This is a genomic window from Guptibacillus algicola (genome assembly GCF_020171805.1).
Lineage (GTDB): Bacteria > Bacillota > Bacilli > Bacillales > Guptibacillaceae > Guptibacillus > Guptibacillus algicola.
Window position 1 is genome coordinate 125945 of the sequence record NZ_JAIVAF010000004.1, and the last position, 16936, is coordinate 142880.

The following is a 16936-nucleotide window of genomic DNA, read 5'->3' on the forward strand; positions in this document are numbered from 1 at the left end:
TTTGTGGAGTCGATTAGAACAGACAGTTTTCGTTGCGTTTCTATGTATTATTTAAATTTTAGCAATGTTCTAACAATATATAAACTGGCCTTTTGTACCAGTTATAATAGGAAAAAGTCTGATTATGTAGTGGAATCAGACTTTACTAACCGTACTTATTAAGATGTTCACGCCCTAAAACGGAACAAAGGACCTATCTTTATTCGTTCAAGACTTTTAATCACGCTCCTACTTAATTGTGCCTAACCGGTCATTATGAGCTCCGAGAAGTGGTGAAGCCTTCAAAGAACCATATGGACTCGTCAACATATGTACCTGTCCATCTTTCTTCATAACAAGACCTCGAGAACTCCCATACGAGTGATTGATTACCTCCTCAATATGTAACACAGGAAACAAACAGCAATCATGCTGTTCTCCAAAAGAAGTCCACTCTGCCAATGAACGCTCCTTGAACAGTGCTGTAATTCCTTTATGAGTATCATCACCCTTTTTCGAAAAAGCGTGTGGCAACCAATCTAGCTTTCCAACTCCCTGACAAAAGTTCTTCCAGAAATGAGGCTCTAGTGCAGCGAGTGTTACGAATCGATCATCCTTCGTTTCATAGAGTCCATAGCAGACGACACTTCCATCAATAAAGTCAGGACCATTGTGTTTCCCCTTCTTCGCTTGATAGGCAGCATGAGTCCCTAGCATGCTTAGCATCACATCGTTCAATGCTAGGTCGATGTAACAGCCTTTTCCCGTTCGCTCTTTTTGAAAAAGAGCAGCCGAAATTCTTTCGGATGCGACGACCCCACCGCCATAATCAACAGTCGTAAACGTAGGCTGAACTGGTTTTCCGTTCTCATCGCTGTACTGAGAAAGCAGCCCTCCTAGTCCTTGATAATTCAAATCATGGCTACCTAGATGAGCATGTGTGCCTGCTTGCCCAAAGCCTGTAAGAGAGCAGTAGATGATATCACTCTTCAGCTCCTTAACCTTTTCGTAATGAAGGCCGATTCGCTTCATCACACCCGGACGAAAGCTTTCGATGACAACATCTACCGTCTTCATAAGCTCGCACAAAGCGTTACCTTTCGTGGCATCTTTCAAATTAATCGCGATGCTTTCTTTCGATCGATTGTTAGCTTCATAGACAAGCCCATCTGCCATATGTCTTGCAAGATCTCCATTGGGGGGCTCAACCTTGATCACCTCTGCTCCTAGGTCAGCTAAACGCTGCGTTGCAAAAGGACCAGGTAAGTACTGAGTGAAATCCAGTACTCGCACACCTTCTAGCATCACGTATACCAGCCGCCATTAATGTGAAGAACTTGTCCGTTCGTATAGTTTGATAGAGGGGAAGCCAAATAGAAGATTCCCTCCGCTGCCTCTTCCGCCGTTCCTGCTCGCTGCTGTGGAATCGACTGTTCGAACATTTTCTTCACCTTATCTGGAATCCCGACCGGCACCCCGTTCACCGTTTCACCTTTTTCCTTTGACTGCGTTAAGCGCGTATCGATGAGCCCGAACGCCACAGCATTACAGTTGATGTTAAAAGCTCCCCATTCACGAGCGACGGTTTTCGTCAATCCGATCATGCCTGCTTTTGCCGATGAATAATTCGCCTGCCCAACATTCCCCATCACGCCTGCTACTGACGACACGTTCACGATCTTCCGATACTTCGCTTCACCCGTTTCCATTTCTTTCTTCGCTGCTTCTCGCATATAGGGTGCCGCTGCCCGCGTCAGCTTGAAAGGTGCGATAAGGTGAATGTCAAGCATCGCCTGAAACTGCTCATCGGTCATCTTGTGGATAAAGCCATCCCACGTATATCCGGCGTTATTGACGAGAATATCAACGCCACCAAACTCCGATGCGGCTTTCTCCATGATTGAAGTAGCAAACTCTCCTTCTGTTACATCGCCCGCAAAGCCCATCGCTGTCCCGCCGAGTTCTTTTATTTCATTTACAACATCCATTGTTGGAGCTTCGTCCTTATCTGACACCACAACTTTCGCCCCTGCTTCTGCCATCTTTAACGCAACGGCGCGACCAACACCTCGGCCTGAGCCTGTAATGATTGCAATTTGATCCTTTAGCATAAACATTTCCTCCTACATCTGTATGTGAAAAGTACCCGATAGCTTTTTTTCATCTTTTTCATTCACAACAACGACCTCACCGATCAAGACGTTCTCATCTGTTTCCTCTGTTATAAAGCCCTTCACGGTCAGCGACTCACCTGGAAGGGTCATTTTTTTAAACCTCACATGAAATGACTTTAGCTGCTCAGGTCTAAACCACGTTGTTAACGCTTGACCCGCCATGCCCATGACGAGCATGCCATGTGCGATCACATCAGGTAATCCTGCTTCCTTTGCAACAGGGACAACGGTATGAATTGGATTAAAGTCACCAGAAGCTCCCGCATATTTCACGAGCTGAGAATGGGTGATTGGCTTCTTCGTTAACGGTTTTAGTGCTGACACATTATCCCTCCTATCGTTCGATTACAACGGATCTCGCAAGCAGAACGTTTTCGTTCCGCTCATTTCGGTAGAGCGTTTCGAGTGTAAAGAGTGTGAGACTGCCTTTTTCTTTTTGATCCACAACCTTCATCAACGCCGTGATCGTGTCGCCAGCATAGATCGGTTTCATATACTCATAGCTTTGTTCGCCGTGTAACACTTTGAGTGGATCGACCTCTAACAGCTCGATAAGATCTTCGAAGCTCGCCCCACCCCACATATCGATTACTGTCGCAAAAGTCGGAGGCACCGGAAGATCACCGTAGCCATTTTTCTTAGCGAACGCGACATCGTGGTAGATTGGGTTATCATCCCCTATCGCGTTCGCAAACTCCCTCACCTTGCCTCTTTCGACCGTGAATGTAAAAGGCTTCGTTTCGATGCCAACTTTGTTCTGAATCGCACCCATCTCATCCCTCTTTTCTACAAGCCTATATTTTTCGCAATGATGGTTTTCATAATCTCGTTTGTGCCCGCATAGATCGCCGAAACTGGAATGTCTCTGAACCTTCTCGCAATCTTGTATTCTTCCATGTAGCCATAGCCACCGTGTAACTGAAGGCAGCGCTGTGAAACGCTTTTTGCCATATCGGTGTGCCAGTATTTCGACATCGACACCTTCGTGACGATATCTTCTCCCTCCATATGTTCAGCGATCAACGAATCCAAAAATGTCCTGCCGATCTCGATCTCCGTTTTCATCTCAACCATCTCAAACTGGATATGTTGAAACTTTGAAATGCTTTGACCGAACGCCTTGCGCTCTTGAATATAATCCATCGTCATTTCGAACATATCTTCTGCTGCCACCTGAGCTGCAATTGCGACTAGCAAGCGTTCTTGCTGAAGCTTTTCCATCAGGTAGAGAAACCCTTTGCCTTCATCACCTATGAGATTTTCTTTCGGAACACGGCAGTCTTCAAAAAACAACTCTGCGGTATCCTGACAATGAAGCCCTACTTTATTAAGCTTTCGCCCCCTAGAAAACCCAGGGTGATGGCGCTCAACTGCAATCAAGCTCACGCCTTTATAAGCAGGCTTTGCGTTAGGGTCTGTTTTCACAGCTACGATGACAAGATCACTGTGAATGCCGTTGGTGATGAACGTCTTTGACCCATTCACGACATAGTGATCACCTTCTAACACAGCGGTCGTTTTGATGTTTGCAAGATCAGACCCTGCGCCAGGCTCTGTCATGGCAATCGCAGTAATGATTTCACTCGACACGCACTTTGGCAGCCACCTTTTCTTCTGCTCTTCCGTTCCGTAAGCCTCGATGTATGGAATCACGATGTCATTATGAAGCCCAACCCCAACGAGCCCAGAACCGATACGCTCTAGCTCTTCATTGATGATCACCGCATATCCCCAATCCGCTTCGAATCCGCCATATTCTTCAGGGAGCGTTGGACACAGATATCCTTGTGCCGCTAGCTTTTCCCAGAAGCTTCGCGGGATCAGACGGTCTTCTTCCCACTTTTCGTAAAACGGCGCTGCTTCCTTAGCGAGAAATTTTCGTAGTGACTTTCGAAACGTATCGTGCTCTTTCGTTAAATATGGATGTTTCATGCTTACAGCTCCTTCTTAAGACAGGTTTTTCCCGACGATTGAAATGAACGATACACATTGCCACGGATAGCCCCCAAGGTTGTGCGTTAAGCCGATCTTTGGATCATCAAGCTGCCGCTTATCCGCTTTCCCTTGGAACTGGAGATACATTTCATATAACATCCGAAGTCCACTCGCACCGATTGGATGACCGAACGATTTCAGCCCACCATCTGGGTTGACTGGAAGATCTCCTTTTAAATCGAAACGCCCGTTCTGAACATCCTTCCATCCTTCTCCTCTCTCACTAAAGCCTAGATCTTCGTAAATAACGAGTTCAGTCGGTGTAAAGCAATCGTGCACTTCAGCCATATCGATTTCTTTCCTTGGATTCTTGATCCCCGCCTGCTTATACGCGTCTTCAGCAGCACGCACGTTTTCTTGTATGCTCGTAAAATCAAAATCCTGAGTCAGCATCCCCTCCCCAGGACCTGCCGCGATGCTTAACGCTTTCACGAGCATAGGATCATTTCGATATTTCTTGCTATCTTCTGTTCGAACAATAACAGCAGCAGCCGCTCCGTCTGCGACTCCAGAACAATCCAACACACCTAGTGGTGCAGCGATCATCGGCGAATTGATGATCCGGTCCATCGGTATTTCTTTTTGGTACTGAGCTTTCTTGTTCAACGCTCCATTCGCATGGTTTTTCCATGCGATACGAGCGAGCACTTCTTTTCCTTGCTTTGGATCAAGCCCGTATCGATTAAAGTAAGCAGGTGCGAGTAAGGAAAACGAAGCTGGGGCTGTAATATTCGGTGACGTCCCATCTCCAGGAGACGAATTCATGACGAGCCCGCTGTAACCGGAGTCCTTTAGCTTCTCAACACCAACAACGAGTGCAATATCATAAGCTCCAGCCGCTACCGCATAGCACGCATTTCGAAACGCTTCAGAACCTGTTGCACACATATTTTCAACCCTCGTCACAGGAATATAATCACTTTTCAGCGGACCTGAAAGCGTCATTCCAGCGTAGCCGGAGTCCATCGTTCCAATCCACGCAGCTTCAACATCCTTCAGTTCGATTCCAGCATCATTCAGTGCTTCATGCGCTGCTTCAATGATTAAATCGTCCGTGCTTTTATCCCAGTGCTCCGAAAACTTCGTGCATCCCATCCCGACAACCGACACCTTATCGTGTATCCCTTTACGACTCATGCTGAACACCCCTCTTTGGAACAACTTTCCAAAAGTAATTATGAACCCCGCCTGCTTCATAAAGCTTGCGGAAACTGAATTCCACTTCGGTTCCGATCGAAATTTCATCAGGAGTGCAATCTGTTGCCTGTGCAAGCATTCTGCTTCCTCCTTCGATATCCACCACTGCAAAAATGGTCGGAGGTGAAACGGAAGTCGCAAGGTAATCAACCGTATATGTCGCTACCTTCGCCTTTTTACCTTGAAGCGAGAAAGGTTTCATCTCATCTTTCACGTGACATTTCACACACACACGCTGCTTAGGATAATAGCTCTGTCCGCAGCTCATACACTCTGACCCGAATAGACCTAGGATTTGATCGGAGTTCCGCTTCAATGCTGGTGCGGAAGGCGTAGAAGCTCCTGGTCGCCTCCCCTCGTCAACCTCTAACAACTCATACCATCGTAAATAATCGCTGTAAGTTACATTCTCATTAGAATTCTCTTCAAAATGTGAAAGCGGTTTCTTTTGTTTGTAAGAAGAAATGGCCTCTGTCGTCTGAAATAACATGGCTTCACATCCATCTCCTGCCTGAAGCCAAAGGATCGTTTGCCCTGGAATACTTTCTGAAAGAGCTTTCGTAAACATGTAGGGTCCATTCGCCGTACCGAGATGGCCGATGCTTCCATCCCTCATCGATGTAACTTGCTCTTCGTTCGCACCGATTAACCTTGCGAGTGTGAGGGATAGCTTCTCGGTAGGTCCTGCCAGGATTACGGTGTCGATATTTTCGAGAGACCTGTTCGTTTTGGTCAGAAGATCATGCACACATTGAAGCACTGCCTCTGAAACGGAATGAGCGATGAACCGATCTTCCCACTGTCGCAAAAACTGATCCTGCGCTGTTCGCCACTGGCTTACCTGTTCTCCAGCAACGTTTGAAGACCCGATTAACTCAGCCAACACATCGTCCCCCTCTCCTAGGAGAAAGGAAACGGCTCCCGCACCCATCTCTGCCTCAAGGGGACTCTTCGGTCTTGCGAGTCTTCGATCTGAGAGACTTACAAGAACAGAGCCCTTTCCTGACTCGACTGCATTCATACCAGCCCTAATCGCGTTTGATGCAGCTCGGAGACTATTGCCGTAATCAATTGTTCCTGTATTAGCAGGAAGGTGAAGCGCCTTTGCGAGCGTCACGCTACCTAACTTCTCTTGATAAGGAGACGTTGTAGATGCAAAATAAACCGCACCTGGCTGGTATTTTTCCAAAGCATCCCCTAATGAATTCGATGCATTCACTGCCATCGTAAGACTGTCTTCATCATAATGAGCGACGGACTTTGTGCCTTTACCAGCATAGCCGCCATGAAAACCAGCAACTTCTTTTTTCGAAATGCGATGATGTGGAAGGTATACTTCATATGCGATAATTCCTTGCATGGTTAGCCTCCTATTCCTTAACTTTTGTTTGTTTTGTAGCTCTATCAGACGAAACGAATTAATTATAATAATTTTCAGAAAACAAACAGTACGTAACAACATTTCGGTATAAGAGAACAAAATCCTTTCGACTAATCATTATTGCAGTATATTTCTTCAAAATAAAAATGGGTACACTCCACTTCTGGAATGTACCCACTTTTCTATAGTAGAAATGGATTCTTTAAATCAACCCATTGATACGTTTGTCCCCAGCTGTTCTTGGCAAGATCAGTGACCCGCTCAACAAGGCTCCCATCAACTTCACCCAAACTACCCATTTCGTTCGGATTGTAGTGAAACGCATAGACACGAGAAAGGAATTGATCGAACGGAAGAGATGCTTCTCCCTCTTCCTCTCCATTGTTACGTACCGTCGACCGAATCCCCTGGCCCCAGTTTTGGCCGCTATCGTTGTTCGGATTATAAAAGTACACCCTCATCTCGCCAGACGGATCAGCAGCGATACGCTGAATCGAAATCGCATGCAGCCCAAGTAAATCCGCATTCGCTGTTGTAACAAAGATTCCGACAGGGTTCGGATAGATAAGCTGATGCCCACCGTTATAATCAGGATGATGTGTCGCATAGAATAGCTTTGCAAACTCCTCATAATCTCCCACCGCTCCAGTAACTGGCTGGATACAAGATGAAAACTCTTTTGAAATCCACTGGCCATAGAATGAAGGGTTCACCCACTTGTGACCATCTTCCCCTCGAAGAGCACAGCGCTTCATCATATCATCATAAATACGATCTAAATGTGGCACCAACACGAGTGAAACAGGGTCGAGCTCAGTATGAAGATCTGGGGCAAGTCCTCCTGAAAGAAGCGACGAGTTGATCTCGATTCCTTCAAACATCATATCCACTTCACCATCACGACACGCTCTCGCAAGAAGCTCTAGTAAATAACCCGGGTCATGCTGCGACCAAAGGCTGATCCCTCGCGCTGACTGACACGTTGGATTCAATCCCTGTCCGATTCCAAGTGGCTGACCGAGTACGCTAATGATGCCAGACAGTAAAAGTCCTATTGCTGTAACATCATTCGAATCCTTACGCGATGCTAATAGATCTGACTCCACTTCCGGAAGAAGCTCCAGTTCTGTAATCCTTTCAAGCCCTGGAATGACAGGTGGTGAGGATAGAACTCCTCGCTCAAGCATACGCGCAAGTCCATACAGCGACTGACATGTAGAAGGGTGGATCGCAAGCGTAATAATCTCTTTCACGATTGGGAAATGCTCATTTAAATTCGCTTCGCCTTTTTCCGTTAAATCAAGTGCAATCGTTAGTAGCTCAGTCTCTTCTTTATTCGCTAAATCCCTAACGAGCTCCGCATGAATCGGGGAGACGATACCAGTATCACGCATGATGTTTGCAAACTCATCCGCTTCTAAAACTTTCTCAGCTTGAGACAATGCTTGAAACTGAGTTAAGTAGTCTTCTGTTTTGATGTATCTTTTACTTAACGCCGTAGGTCCACTCATGCTATCGATATAGCGCTCAATACTCGCTCTTCCTTCTGGAGAAAGGTCGCTATCTGTGAGCAAGTTTCTCGCGTAACCGATCATTTCAACGATACGGTTCACCATGATAGGACGCTGAGACGTTAGGCGATCGATTTCATTTACGAATGTGGGGGCAAGTGATGCTAACGACAGTTTGTTTGCAAGATATTGAAACAATAGGATGCCACGCTTCTGTTCCTGAGTTTGACTAATTCGAGCTTCCTCTGTTTCTGGTGGAAAAATCATCTCTAAGTTCAACGCCATGATCGTTGTCAACAGATCTTTTGCTTCTAGAGCCTTGATCGTGTCATGCTGATAGTCGCCCTTCGCAATCGCGAGCAACCTCAGCTCACTCAATACTTCGAACACAGAATAATTGCCTTCTATTTTAAATGAACCAGCTACGAGCTTCGGCTGAAGCTTACGTGGATTCTCCCACGGACCATCTTGAAAAATACCCGCCCGCTCGTAATCCTCCACTAGCTCATACAGCTCATCAAACATTTCCTTGTCGATCAAAACCGCCGCATTTCTAAGAGTCTCATCTACTAGCGCCTGATTTGAACCGCCTGACAACGTTTGCAAACTTCTCGCAAACTGTTCTTGATCATGATTTGAATATGAAGTCTTCATACTCGCACATCCCCCAATTAGTTTAAGATAGCATTTTGTTCCCTCTTCTTGATGAATAGAAACCTTTTTCTGTAAAATAGTTTTCGTCTTTATCATTTATTTTTCGCGATATTCTTTTAATTTCATTGATTTATCCAGAATATCTAGCCCTTAGTTTTATTTTCACAGATATACGCCATATTTCGCTCCCTACGAATCTAGCACCCACCATCTTTGTATAACCCATACGCAGCTATTATAATAGAAGCACTGACAGCCCTAAGGAGGTTCTACTAATGAAACAAACCATCGCACTACATAAAGAAACATTTCTTGAGGAACTACAGGAATTTCTAAAGATCCCAAGCATCTCTGCTGATCCCTCCCACAAGCAAGACGTTCAAAAAGGTGCTCATTTCGTGGCAGATGCACTCACAAAAGCAGGCATGGAAAACGTCGATGTCATCGAGACTGAAGGGCATCCGGTCGTATACGCTGACTGGCTTCATGCAGAAGGTAAACCAACTGTTCTCGTCTATGGTCATTACGACGTTCAACCGGCAGACCCTCTTGAACTGTGGGAAACTCCTCCATTCGAACCAGTGATTCGTGATGAAAAAATATTCGCTCGCGGCGCAACTGATGATAAAGGGCAGCTCTTCATCCATATCAAAGCGATGGAGCTTTTGATGAAAGAACATGGCAAGCTTCCTGTTAATGTGAAGTTCTGTATCGAAGGGGAAGAGGAAATTGCGAGTCCGAATCTTGACCCTTTCATTAATGAACAAGCAGAAAGGCTTAGCTGTGACGCCGTACTTATTTCAGATACGTCATTTATCGAAAAAGGTGTACCAGCGATCTGCACTTCGCTTCGTGGCGCTCTTGCAATGGAAGTGAACGTCAAAACAGCAAACACAGATCTTCACTCAGGCGTGTACGGTGGCGGTGTCCCGAATGCGGTTCACTCGCTCGTTCGCCTTCTCGATTCGCTTCACGATGAAGCTGGTACCATTTCGGTCGAAGGTTTCTATGATGGAGTTCCAGAACTAACTGATGCGCTTCGAAAAGAAGTCGCAGAGATTCCGTCCGATGAGGAAGCGATGAAGAAAGAGCTTGGATTATCTGCGCTGTTTGGCGAAGAAGGCTTCTCATTCAAAGAGCGTACTGGCATCCGACCAACGCTTGAAATCAACGGCATCACAGGTGGCTATCAAGGAGACGGCATCAAAACGATCGTCCCATCCGAAGCAAGTGGAAAAATTAGCTGTCGCCTAGTCGGCGATCAAGACCCGCAGCACATTTATGAATTGATTGAAAAACACTTAGAGGCTCACTGCCCAGTAGGCACTACGCTCTCTGTAAAACAGTTCATCCAGGCAAAACCTGTTGCTCTTGATTCACGTAATCCAATGATCCAAAAAGCAGCCGACGCTTACGAAAGCGTGTACGGCACGCGCGCACTCTTCCCGAAAGAAGGCGGATCGATCCCGATCGTCGAAGTCTTCGCACGGGTGCTCGACGCACCCGTCGTTCTCATGGGCTTCGGCCTTCCATCTGAAAACCTACACGCACCGAACGAGCACTTTCACTTGGAGAACTTCACGAAGGGAATCGAGACGGTCGTCGAGTATTTGGAGTCGTTGTAGGCCGTGGGGGCGGCTCGTTGGGGTAGGTTGGAGCGTTTCGCTGATATAATCTCGTTTTCGCTGATATATTTGGTTTATCGCTGATATATCTCTATTTTCGCTGATATAATGAGAATATCGCTGATAAAATCTTGTTTTCGCCGATATATTTAATTTATCGCCGATATCCAGCTCCCGTCCCACTATCCCAACTATGCAAAACGCCAGCGATGCCCTGCACCGCTGGCGTTTTTCTCTTTTTACTAGATTAGGATTACTCTAGTTAGACAATTAATCTACTTTTTAGCTAATAAAATGGATTTTTGGACAATAACAGCACCCGAAGACCCAACAGCACCTCAGAAAACCACTCTTTCAGTCACTTCCACTTCTCTTTTTCCGAGATTCTTCTACTATTTCATACCTCTCCATCGATTCAGGACCCTTCCCGCCCCCACCAGAAGAGCCTCCATAAATTTCATCATGAGGCGTATACCCTGCTGAGCTTGGTAATCGATTACGTTTTGTGATCGATCGACGGATCATCCTTATCACGAATAGAATCACCACAACGATAATGAGGATTTCCCCAACTGTATACCAATTCATCTACTCCCAAACCTCATCCAACTTGTCACTATAGAATTCGATCGCTTTCCTATAACTCAAGATCGATTCATCACTCGTCGTTTCTACTAAATTAGTAAGTAGATATTCCATCGCCTTACCGTTCTCTCCGAGGTTATACAACGTCATCGCATAGAACACCTGAATCGCTCGGTTGTTCGGAAATTGCTCCAATCCTTTTAAAAAGACACCTTTCGATTTCTCATATTTTCCTAGTGTTCTGTATGTACTGCCTAACCCGAGCAATGCTCCCTCAAGCTCAGAGGAAGGGAGTCCTAGCTCTATTGCCTTTTCATAAAGTGGAACAGCTTCAGACTCTTTTCCTAAAACGTCAAAGCTCCAAGCACACTGGTAATGGACCGATGCATCATACGGATTTTCTATTACAAGCTTAACGAACATCTCATTCGCCTCTTGGTGTTTTCCTTCTTGTCGATATTCAATCGCTCTCTCAATATTTCTACTCACTTGTATCCACCTCTTACCAATTAATCATTTATTAGTAGCTTATCATACAGCCTTCCTACACACCCTTATTATTCCTATTCTATTGACTACCCAAATCAATTAGACTATCATCTAATTAGATAGTGATCTAACTAATAAGAAAGGAGGATAAAAATTGCAGTTAAATAGACTCGTTAATTTTCATAAAACCCTCGGTGATCCCACTCGAATACGGATACTTACGTTACTCGCGACGGGGCCACTTCACGGCCAAGCGATCGCTGGCAAGCTTGGATTAAAAGCACCTACCATCACGCATCATATGACGAAATTGCGAGATACTGGCATCGTCTATCAACGAAGAGATAAAAACACGATCTACTATTACATAGACGAAAAGAAATTCCGCTCTTATTCTGAAGCTTTATCCAACATGCTTTACCAACCTGAGCACGATAAGGAGGACGATTCAATGAAAACACAAGCTGTGGTCAATAACTTTATCGCAAAAGACGGGACGTTAACGCACCTCCCCTCTCAGCGTAAGAAGAAAATCATTATTCTCAAGCACTTGATTAAAGGGTTAGAACGAGGCAAAAAGTACCCTGAGAAAGAGATTAATGAGTATATTAAAAAGTTCCATCCTGATTTCGCGACAATACGTAGAGAATTTATCATCAATCATTTTATGTACCGCGAAAACAATATTTATGAACTAAACCCGGAAGAGATGTGGGCTACGATTGATTAAGTCCCCTCCCTCCTATCCCGCAAACATTAAAAACGACTACAATTGCAATCCAATTTGTAGTCGTTTTTAATATACGCTGTACTTTTTTCTGATTTGTGAATTTATTATTCATGGAAAATTTATACGCATAATAAACTAAAGAGATACAATAGGTGTAAAGCCTAACGTAGGTACACGTTTGATTCTTTTAACTAGGGGGGATTAGGTTGGACCTGTTTATCTTTATTACAGTAATCGTTGGTATGTCTTTTATTTTTTTATATTTTGTCATTAAGTATGATTTAAAGAGAAAGGAATTAGAGCTAGAAGAGAAAAGAATAGACCTAGAAAAGAGAAAGCTAGAACTTAACAAAGAGGTTCAGGAAAAAAACAAAACCATTAAATCACCGCCGTCATAAAGGTAAGTGATTTACCTATTTAAGCGAAAGCGTCACTAATGGTGGATTGTATACAAAAAGCACTGCAAACAAGCAGTGCTTTTTAAAACGCTAAGGTAGCCAAAGCTACGTCTTTTCACTTTTTATTTCTCAATCACACCACAAGCGATTCGATCACCAGCATCGCCTGAAGGTTGTGACTCCATGTCGTCTGCTCCAGCATGAATGACAAGTGCTGTGCCGCCTTCTTTAAGAAGAGAGTTATCTTCTCCTTCAGCTAGCGTTACTTTTTCGTTCATGATTTCTTTATCAACCGTGCCATCTGCACTTACTTCAAGGTTCTCCATATCACCAGCGTGTGGGCCATCTTCTGTTTCAGTTCCGTGGCTTACATCAGCTGGGTTGAAGTGTCCTCCGGCAGACTTGAAGTCAGGAGCTTCACACTTACCGGTCTCATGAATATGGAAGCCGTGTGTACCTTCTGGAAGATCAGAAGTTTGAAGATTAATCGTTACACCTTTGTTTTCCTCCGTAATTTCAGCTGTCCCAACTTCATTGCCTTCTGCATCCTTCAACGTCACCATTGCCATTTCAGCAGCTTCCTCTTCTTTTGTACCTTCATCTGCTGTACCTTCGTTTGTTGCGTCCTCTTCAGTGTTTTCCATCGTAGAATTATTTTCTGAGCCAGACTCCTCCTGGTTCGAAGAATTTCCTCCACATGCAGTAAGTACAAGAGCTAAAGCTAGCATCATCATTAAGTAATACCACTTTTTCATACGAACTTCTCCCTCCTAAGAACATGTTATAACCATCTTTACACACACAAGAAGGTGTTAAACCTTACAGATGGGAATTGCATCCATCTTCCTATACCACTTTTTTACCTAGGCGTTCTTTAGTCTCTATTCCACATTGCATCCAACTTCCTTCAAGAGACTTGAGTCATAGTACACCTAATTTCTTTTAATCAAAAAAAATTGATTAATATGTTGCAATCTGAAATGTTATCGCTTACACTATACTTAATCAAAAAAATTTGATGAATAGAGGTGACCACAATGGCACTAGATTTTCCTATCCATAATGAACAGCTCAACACGACGTTTTCTTTGTACGAAAAGAAATTTAAAGCACTTTCAGATCAGAAGAGACTTCACATTATGTATGAACTTACCCAGGCTGGTGTGCTGTGCGTATGCGATCTAACTGACAAGTTATACCTTCCACAATCAAAGCTTTCCTATCACCTTAAGATACTCGTTGATGCAGAGTTGATTACGAAAGAACTCCGTGGTACATGGAGTTACTATAAATTGAACAAAAAAGAAGTGAATCATTTATTATCAGAAGAACTTTGTTGTCTATTCCGCACAAATGACGGATGTTAATGTTTACCCAATACATCAAAAAAAATTGATCAAGGAGAGGATTCAGAATGAGAACACATATCGGACTAAACGTGACAGACATTAAGGCTTCAATCGATTTTTACACGAAGGTGTTTAATAGTAAACCAGTAAAAGTAAAAGACGATTATGCGAAGTTTTTACCTGAAGAACCTTCTGTTAACTTTACTCTCAACCTGAAAGATGACGTAAAAGGCAACCAAGTGGGACACTTTGGCCTACAGGTCGAAAGCCATGATGAAGTCATGCGTCATAAAGAAAGACTTGAGAAACTAGGGTTTTTCGCACGCGAGGAAATGGATACGAACTGCTGCTATGCCCTTCAAGATAAATTCTGGGTAACAGATCCCGATGGCAACGAGTGGGAGTATTTCTTCACAAAGCAAGATAGCGAGGAAACTGAGGAAGCTGTTTCAAGCAGCTGTTGTTAAGTGGCTACCATTAAACTAAGAAAGCGACCACAAGGGTCGCTTTCTTCTATTTCTCTACCATCTGGCTTCTAAGGAAGTCCAACACCATCTCATTATAGAGATGAGGATTCTCGATGTTTGCAATGTGACCTGCTCCAGGAAGAAGACCGATGTTTATGCTGTCATTCTTACTTTTTACATAGGCCGCTGCTTCTACTTCATATAGCTCGTTCCCGCCGTTTAATAACAATGTAGGCGTTTTGAGTGATGCAAGTGTTTCTTCATCAATAGCAGGATAGTCAAACGTCATCAGATCGTTCACCTTCGTTAACGTATCGTACCACTTCGTTCCGTGAATGTCTTTGAAGTAGTCTGCTGTGTCAGGATCCGTTTCCTCTAAATTAGAGAAATGCTTATGCTGCTCATCTAACTTCCCTTTCAAGTGATCCGGAACAAATGGCGTATAACCTGTTAACACCATTCCTTTTACTAAATCAGGACGTTTGAGCGCAGTATGTATCGATAAGGTCGCTCCTAAAGAAAGACCAAGTAAATATGCCGGGCCATTCGCTTCTAGGTCTTCCACTAACCACTCAACAGCTGTCTCAACATACTCTTTGTTCGCTTCGATCGATGAAACACCGTGTCCTGGTAGATCCGGACAAACCACTTCGTAATGCTTTGAGAAAAATTCCTTTTGCGTTTGAAAATGAAGGTCTCCTGTTCCCATAAAACCATGTAGCATATAAATTCGTTCCATTACCATTCACCGCCACTTCTCATATTCGTTTCGACTACCTCTTCTACTGTACCATAAGTAAAAGCAGCAGCACTATGCCACTGCTTGAAGTTAGACCGCTGTTGTTTCCTCTTGCACTGACCAATCGAATTCATCGCTCTTCAACCACTGCCAAAGCGCTTCGATATCTTTTGAGAAAACGCGATCTTCTTTAATAGGTGGAACGATTTCTCGTCCTTCTGAATGAAGCTTCTGAATCGAGGACGAAGCATTCTTAAGCTCTCGGTATTCAAGCGCCTGCATGGCACAAATAAGTTCGATAGCAACGACCTTTTGAGCGTTCAGAACGATTTGATACGCATGACGAGCACCGATCGTACCCATGCTCACATGATCTTCCTGATTCGCTGACGAAGGAATGCTATCGACACTTGCTGGATGTGCGAGCGTTTTGTTTTCGGATACGAGAGATGCCGCAGCGTATTGCATGATCATCGCACCTGATTGAAGACCAGGATTCGGACTTAAGAATCCAGGGAGATCATTCAGCTGCGGGTTCACTAACCTCTCGATGCGTCGCTCTGAGATGTTTGCCATTTCAGCAACTGCAATTTTCAAAAAGTCCATTGCTAGAGCAATCGGCTGACCGTGGAAATTCCCTCCTGAGACGATCGTCTCGCCATCATCGAAAATCAACGGATTATCTGTCGCAGCATTCATCTCGATCTCAAGCTTATCTTTTACATATGAAAGACTTTGTCTTGATGCGCCATGAACCTGTGGGATGCAACGGAGCGAATACGCATCTTGCACACGCTTCTCACCCTGATGAGTGATGAGTTTACTGTCGTTCGTTAACGTACGAATTCGTTTCGCCACGTCTATTTGCTCGCGGTATCCCCTCGCTTCATGAATAGCTGGATGGAATGCGTCGATGATTCCTTCAAGCGCTTCGAGCGTCATCGTAGCGATCCAATCACTTTGATCGAAAAGGCGTTCCGCTTCGATATAATTAATGACACCCATCGCTGTCATCGCCTGTGTTCCATTGATGAGGGCAAGACCTTCCTTCGCTTTCAAAGTCAAAGGTTTGTAGCCAAGTTCATCATAAACCTCACTCGTTGGTCGAATCTTCCCTTTGTAGTGAACCTCTCCTTCTCCAACTAACACGAGAGCAAGGTGTGATAGTGGTGCAAGATCGCCAGAAGCACCGAGCGAACCTTGACTCGGGATTACCGGAATCATTCCTTCATTCGCAAGGTCACGAAGTCGCTCGACCACGCATGGTCGCACACCAGAAAATCCTTTGATCAACGCATTTAGTCTGAGAACGACCATCGCTTTGCTCACCTCAACCGGAAAGTTCTCTCCAACGCCGCATGCATGCGAACGAATCAGATGAAGCTGGAGCTCATCGACATTCTTATCTGGAATAAGCACGTCACTAAACTTCCCGAAACCTGTATTGATTCCATATACAGTCTTTCCTGTTGCTACGATCTTCTCAACCGCTTTTCGACTCTTTTTTACCTTCTCCATACTCGATGGATGAATCGAAACATCCTCATCACCATATAGTATGTTCTTCATATCTTTTAACGTTAAATCAGATCCCGTTAGTAGTATCATCGTCCATTTCCCCTTTCGTTGATAAATCCATACAAAAAGGAGACGACAATGGCAC

At 44.5% G+C, this 16936-nt stretch carries 18 protein-coding genes; 5 read left to right on the forward strand and 13 right to left on the reverse strand.

The features are described from left to right. Nucleotides 1-228: 228 nt before the first annotated feature. The 8 genes from LCM09_RS14730 to LCM09_RS14765 form a co-directional block, all read right to left on the reverse strand. Complete coding sequence (locus LCM09_RS14730; RefSeq protein ID WP_224883897.1) at nucleotides 229-1284, reverse strand: CaiB/BaiF CoA transferase family protein; 1056 nt, start codon at nucleotides 1282-1284, stop codon at nucleotides 229-231. Next, nucleotides 1284-2090: an SDR family NAD(P)-dependent oxidoreductase gene (locus LCM09_RS14735; protein WP_224883379.1), complete on the reverse strand. Its 807-nt coding sequence runs from the start codon at nucleotides 2088-2090 to the stop codon at nucleotides 1284-1286. Before LCM09_RS14735 ends, LCM09_RS14730 begins: the two co-directional genes overlap by 1 nt. 12 nt (nucleotides 2091-2102) lie before the next feature. Continuing rightward, a complete protein-coding gene (locus LCM09_RS14740) occupies nucleotides 2103-2477 on the reverse strand; it encodes a MaoC/PaaZ C-terminal domain-containing protein (protein ID WP_224883381.1) in 375 nt (124 codons plus the stop codon). 10 nt (nucleotides 2478-2487) lie between these two features. Further along, entirely contained in the window at nucleotides 2488-2925 is a 438-nt protein-coding gene (locus tag LCM09_RS14745) for a MaoC family dehydratase N-terminal domain-containing protein (protein ID WP_224883382.1), read from the reverse strand. Between the two features lie 14 nt (nucleotides 2926-2939). Further along, nucleotides 2940-4085, reverse strand: a complete 1146-nt coding sequence (locus LCM09_RS14750; protein WP_224883384.1) for an acyl-CoA dehydrogenase family protein — start codon at nucleotides 4083-4085, stop codon at nucleotides 2940-2942. 15 nt (nucleotides 4086-4100) lie between these two features. Further along, nucleotides 4101-5285: an acetyl-CoA acetyltransferase gene (locus LCM09_RS14755; protein ID WP_224883386.1), complete on the reverse strand. Its 1185-nt coding sequence runs from the start codon at nucleotides 5283-5285 to the stop codon at nucleotides 4101-4103. Then, nucleotides 5275-6705 carry an OB-fold domain-containing protein gene (locus LCM09_RS14760; RefSeq protein WP_224883396.1) on the reverse strand — a complete coding sequence of 477 codons (1431 nt, stop codon included), beginning with the start codon at nucleotides 6703-6705 and terminating at the stop codon, nucleotides 5275-5277. The genes LCM09_RS14755 and LCM09_RS14760 overlap by 11 nt, the downstream gene beginning before the upstream one ends. Before the next feature lie 203 nt (nucleotides 6706-6908). Further along, on the reverse strand, nucleotides 6909-8891 hold the full coding sequence (locus tag LCM09_RS14765) for a hypothetical protein (RefSeq protein WP_224883398.1): 1983 nt from the start codon (nucleotides 8889-8891) through the stop codon (nucleotides 6909-6911). A 275-nt stretch (nucleotides 8892-9166) separates the two neighbouring features. Between LCM09_RS14765 and LCM09_RS14770 the strand changes: the two genes are divergently transcribed. Beyond that, nucleotides 9167-10516 carry a dipeptidase gene (locus LCM09_RS14770; protein WP_224883400.1) on the forward strand — a complete coding sequence of 450 codons (1350 nt, stop codon included), beginning with the start codon at nucleotides 9167-9169 and terminating at the stop codon, nucleotides 10514-10516. A 354-nt stretch (nucleotides 10517-10870) separates the two neighbouring features. On the opposite strand, the gene LCM09_RS14775 is transcribed toward LCM09_RS14770, so the two are convergent. Together LCM09_RS14775 and LCM09_RS14780 are read right to left on the reverse strand one after the other, a co-directional pair. Then, a complete protein-coding gene (locus LCM09_RS14775; protein ID WP_224883402.1) occupies nucleotides 10871-11104 on the reverse strand; it encodes a hypothetical protein in 234 nt (77 codons plus the stop codon). Then, entirely contained in the window at nucleotides 11105-11590 is a 486-nt protein-coding gene (locus LCM09_RS14780; RefSeq protein ID WP_224883404.1) for a tetratricopeptide repeat protein, read from the reverse strand. Nucleotides 11591-11744: 154 nt separating this feature from the next. On the opposite strand from LCM09_RS14780, the gene LCM09_RS14785 reads away from it, so the two are divergent. Further along, on the forward strand, nucleotides 11745-12320 hold the full coding sequence (locus LCM09_RS14785) for a DUF2087 domain-containing protein (protein ID WP_224883413.1): 576 nt from the start codon (nucleotides 11745-11747) through the stop codon (nucleotides 12318-12320). A gap of 206 nt (nucleotides 12321-12526) precedes the next feature. Next, a complete protein-coding gene (locus tag LCM09_RS14790) occupies nucleotides 12527-12718 on the forward strand; it encodes a hypothetical protein (protein WP_224883415.1) in 192 nt (63 codons plus the stop codon). A gap of 122 nt (nucleotides 12719-12840) precedes the next feature. Here the strand turns inward: LCM09_RS14790 and LCM09_RS14795 are convergent, their stop codons facing one another. Further along, entirely contained in the window at nucleotides 12841-13473 is a 633-nt protein-coding gene (locus LCM09_RS14795) for a superoxide dismutase family protein (protein WP_224883417.1), read from the reverse strand. Nucleotides 13474-13755: 282 nt separating this feature from the next. Here LCM09_RS14795 and LCM09_RS14800 point away from each other — a divergent pair, with 282 nt between their 5' ends. Both LCM09_RS14800 and LCM09_RS14805 read left to right on the forward strand, forming a co-directional pair. After that, the gene (locus tag LCM09_RS14800) at nucleotides 13756-14085 is read left to right on the forward strand and encodes an ArsR/SmtB family transcription factor (protein ID WP_224883426.1); all 330 of its coding nucleotides are present in this window, start codon (nucleotides 13756-13758) and stop codon (nucleotides 14083-14085) included. Nucleotides 14086-14132: 47 nt separating this feature from the next. Further along, complete coding sequence (locus LCM09_RS14805) at nucleotides 14133-14534, forward strand: ArsI/CadI family heavy metal resistance metalloenzyme (protein ID WP_224883428.1); 402 nt, start codon at nucleotides 14133-14135, stop codon at nucleotides 14532-14534. A 46-nt stretch (nucleotides 14535-14580) separates the two neighbouring features. Here the strand turns inward: LCM09_RS14805 and LCM09_RS14810 are convergent, their stop codons facing one another. Beyond that, complete coding sequence (locus LCM09_RS14810; protein WP_224883429.1) at nucleotides 14581-15273, reverse strand: alpha/beta fold hydrolase; 693 nt, start codon at nucleotides 15271-15273, stop codon at nucleotides 14581-14583. A 90-nt stretch (nucleotides 15274-15363) separates the two neighbouring features. Continuing rightward, the gene (gene hutH / locus LCM09_RS14815; protein WP_224883431.1) at nucleotides 15364-16881 is read right to left on the reverse strand and encodes a histidine ammonia-lyase; all 1518 of its coding nucleotides are present in this window, start codon (nucleotides 16879-16881) and stop codon (nucleotides 15364-15366) included. Nucleotides 16882-16936: the final 55 nt, after the last annotated feature.